This window comes from Sphingosinicella sp., from assembly GCF_052388015.1.
Classification (GTDB): domain Bacteria; phylum Pseudomonadota; class Alphaproteobacteria; order Sphingomonadales; family Sphingomonadaceae; genus Allosphingosinicella.
In genome coordinates this window covers 1-3,008 of the sequence record NZ_JBQTIN010000070.1, presented here as the reverse complement: position 1 = coordinate 3,008, position 3,008 = coordinate 1, and the positions used below count along the sequence as shown (strand labels likewise).

Here is a 3,008-nt window from a genome sequence, read left to right as displayed (position 1 = left end):
CGCTGGATGGCGTCGGGCGAATCGGTCCGGATCACCGGCCTGCCCAACGCGCCGGACAGCATCGCCTGGTCCCCGGACGGACGCCAGATCGCCTATACGATGTTCGTGCCGGATGAGGGCGCGCGGCTCGGAACGCCGCAGCAGCGCCCGGACGGCGCGACCTGGGCGGAGCCGCTGCAGATCATCACCGCCGTCACCTACCGTTTCGACGGCCAGGGCTATCTCCGGCCCGGCTACGAGCAGATCTTCCTGGTCTCGGCCGAGGGCGGCGCGGCGCGCCAGCTGAGCTACGGACCTTACAATAATAATGGCCCGCTCTCCTGGTCGCCAGACGGGCGGACGCTCTATTTCAGCGGCAACCGGTCGGAAGGCTGGGAGCGGGAGGGGCTCAACAGCGAGGTCTACGCGCTCGATATCGCCAGCAACCGCATCACCGCCTTGACCAGCCGCAACGGCCCGGACGCTTCGCCCGTCGTTTCGCCGGACGGCCGCTCCATCGCTTTTGTCGGCTTCGACGACCGCGAGCGGGGCTATGAGAACAGCCAGCTCTACGTGATGGGCCGCGACGGATCGAACCCGCGCGCGCTCACCGCCGCTTTCGACCGCGGCGTCAACGATCCGGTCTGGGCGGCGGACGGGCGCGGCATCTACGTCTCCTATGAGGAGCGCGGCAGCGTCAACGTGGCGCGGATCGGCCTCGACGGCTCGCGCCGATTGGTTGCCGAGGGGCTGACCGGGGCGGCGCTCGACCGGCCCTATGCCGGCGGCGCGTTCAGCGTCGCGCGGAGCGGCGCTCTCGCCGCGACGATGGGATCGGCGACACGGCCGTCCGACATCGCACTCGTCTCCGGCGGGGCGCCGCGCCGGCTCACGCGCCTCAACGCCGAATTGCTCGACAACAAGACGCTGGGCGAGGTGCGGCGGATCACCGTGCCCTCGTCGCACGACCAGCGGCCGATCGACGCCTGGGTGACGTTGCCGCCGAACTATGTCGAAGGGCAGCGTTATCCTTTGATCCTCGAAATCCATGGCGGGCCGTTCGCCGCCTACGGCCCCAGCTTTTCGACCGACAACCAGCTCTACGCGGCGGCCGGCTATGTCGTGGTCTCGGCCAATCCGCGCGGCTCGACCTCATATGGCGCCGAGTTCGCCAACCTCATCCACCATGCCTATCCGGGCAACGATTATGACGATCTGATCAGCGTCGTCGACGCGGCGATCGCGCAGGGGCTGGCCGATCCGGAGCGGCTGTTCGTGACCGGCGGCTCGGGCGGCGGCGTGCTGACCGCCTGGATCGTCGGCCGGACCAACCGCTTCCGCGCCGCGGCGACCCAGAAGCCGGTGATCGACTGGGCGAGCTTCGTGCTCACCGCCGACAATCCCGGCTTCTTCTCGCGCTACTGGTTCGGCCGCTTCCCCTGGGAGGATCATGCGGCCTTCTGGCGGCGCTCGCCGCTCAGTCTGGTCGGCAACGTCCAGACGCCGACTTTGGTCGTCGTCGGCAGCGAGGATTACCGGACGCCGGTCAGCGAATCGGAACAATATTATACCGCGCTGCAATTGCGCGGCGTGCCGACCGCCCTGATCCGGGTGCCGGGGGCGAGCCATGGCGGGCTGGCGGCGCGGCCCTCGCAGAGTGGCGCCAAGGCGAACGCGATCCTCGCCTGGTTCGAGCGCTATCGGAATGGGGCGTCGCCGCGTTCGGCAGCAAACTAGGGCGTCATTGCGAGGAGCGAAGCGACGCGGCAATCCAGACTGGATTGCTTCGCTCCGCTCGCAATGACGGAATTCTACTAAGCCGCGCGGCTGGCGGGGGAGATTTCGGCGAGCCAGGCGCGGGCCTGGCGCTGGGCTTCGGCGATCTCGCGCGCGGTCATGTCCTCGGCGATGTCGGCTCGGCATTCCTGGGCCAGGTCCATGCCGTTCAACGCGGCGAGGTTGAACCATTTGTGCGCCTCGACGAGATCGACCGGCGTGCCGCCCGAACCGGTCGAATAAGCGACGCCCAATTCGTAGAGCGCGCGAACGTCGCCGGCGATGGCATCGCGGATGCGGGTTTCGACCAGAAACGCGGCGCTTTTCGAACTGTGAGCCATTGGATCAGCCCCCAAACCTTCGTGTCCGGGAGCCTGTCTGGCGCACCAAGTCCCAACAAATGGTTAAGGCGGATTTGACCTAAGTCGCGGGTGAATCGACCGGCAGATTGTCGATCAGCCGCGTGCGGCCGATCCGCGCCGCCGCGAGCAGCCGGGCGGGACGGTCGAGAGTGTCGACGGGCGCGAGCGTCGCGGCGTCGCGCAATTCGACATAGTCGACCGGGCCGAAGCCCGCCGCTGCGAGCCGCGCGCGCGCCCGTTCCAGCGCCTCGCCGATATCGCCGCCTTCCCCGATCGCCCGCGCCGCCTCGCCCAGCGCGCGCGGCAAGGCGCGCACGGCTCGGCGCTCGTCCTCCGAGAGGTAGGCGTTGCGCGAGGAGTGCGCGAGGCCGTCGGCGTCGCGCTGGGTCGGCACGCCGACGATCTCGATCGGCAGATCGAGGTCGAGCACCATGCGGCGGATCACGCAAAGCTGCTGATAATCCTTCTCGCCGAAAACGGCGATGTCGGGCCGGACCTGTTCGAAGAGCCGCGCGACGACGGTGGCGACGCCGTCGAAATGGCCCGGCCGCGCGGCGCCGTCCAGATCGTCGCCGAGCGCGCTCGCCTTGACCGGCGTTTCGAGGCCATTGGGGTACATGGTGGCCGCATCCGGCGCCCACAGGATCGCGCAACCTTGCACCTCCAGCATCGCCGCATCGCCCGCCTCGCGGCGCGGATAGGTCGAGAGATCCTCGTTCGCGCCGAACTGGGTCGGATTGACGAAGATCGAGGCGACGACATGGTCGGCGCGGGCCCGCGCCTCGGCGACCAAGGCCATATGCCCGGCATGGAGCGCGCCCATCGTCGGCACCAGCGCCACCGCGCCGCCTTTCGCCCGCAGCGCGTCGATCTCCGCCCGGAGTTCAGCGA

3 protein-coding genes are annotated in these 3,008 nt (G+C 69.0%); 1 reads left to right on the top strand and 2 read right to left on the bottom strand.

Annotated features, from left to right (window positions below; genetic code table 11):
- On the top strand, nucleotides 1–1,716 hold a 1,716-nt coding region (locus ACT4N3_RS06035), incomplete at its 5' end, for a prolyl oligopeptidase family serine peptidase (RefSeq protein WP_444854309.1).
- Nucleotides 1,717–1,793: 77 nt separating this feature from the next.
- Here ACT4N3_RS06035 and ACT4N3_RS06030 read toward each other — a convergent pair.
- Together ACT4N3_RS06030 and panC are read right to left on the bottom strand one after the other, a co-directional pair.
- Complete coding sequence (locus ACT4N3_RS06030) at nucleotides 1,794–2,096, bottom strand: SEL1-like repeat protein (protein ID WP_444854308.1); 303 nt, start codon at nucleotides 2,094–2,096, stop codon at nucleotides 1,794–1,796.
- A 79-nt stretch (nucleotides 2,097–2,175) separates the two neighbouring features.
- On the bottom strand, nucleotides 2,176–3,008 hold an 833-nt coding region (gene panC / locus ACT4N3_RS06025), incomplete at its 5' end, for a pantoate--beta-alanine ligase (protein WP_444854307.1).

Excerpts from the sequence above, each read along its gene's own strand:
- ACT4N3_RS06030 (WP_444854308.1), bottom strand. The coding sequence starts at position 2,096 with ATGGCTCACAGTTCGAAAAGCGCCGCGTTTCTGGTCGAAACCCGCATC.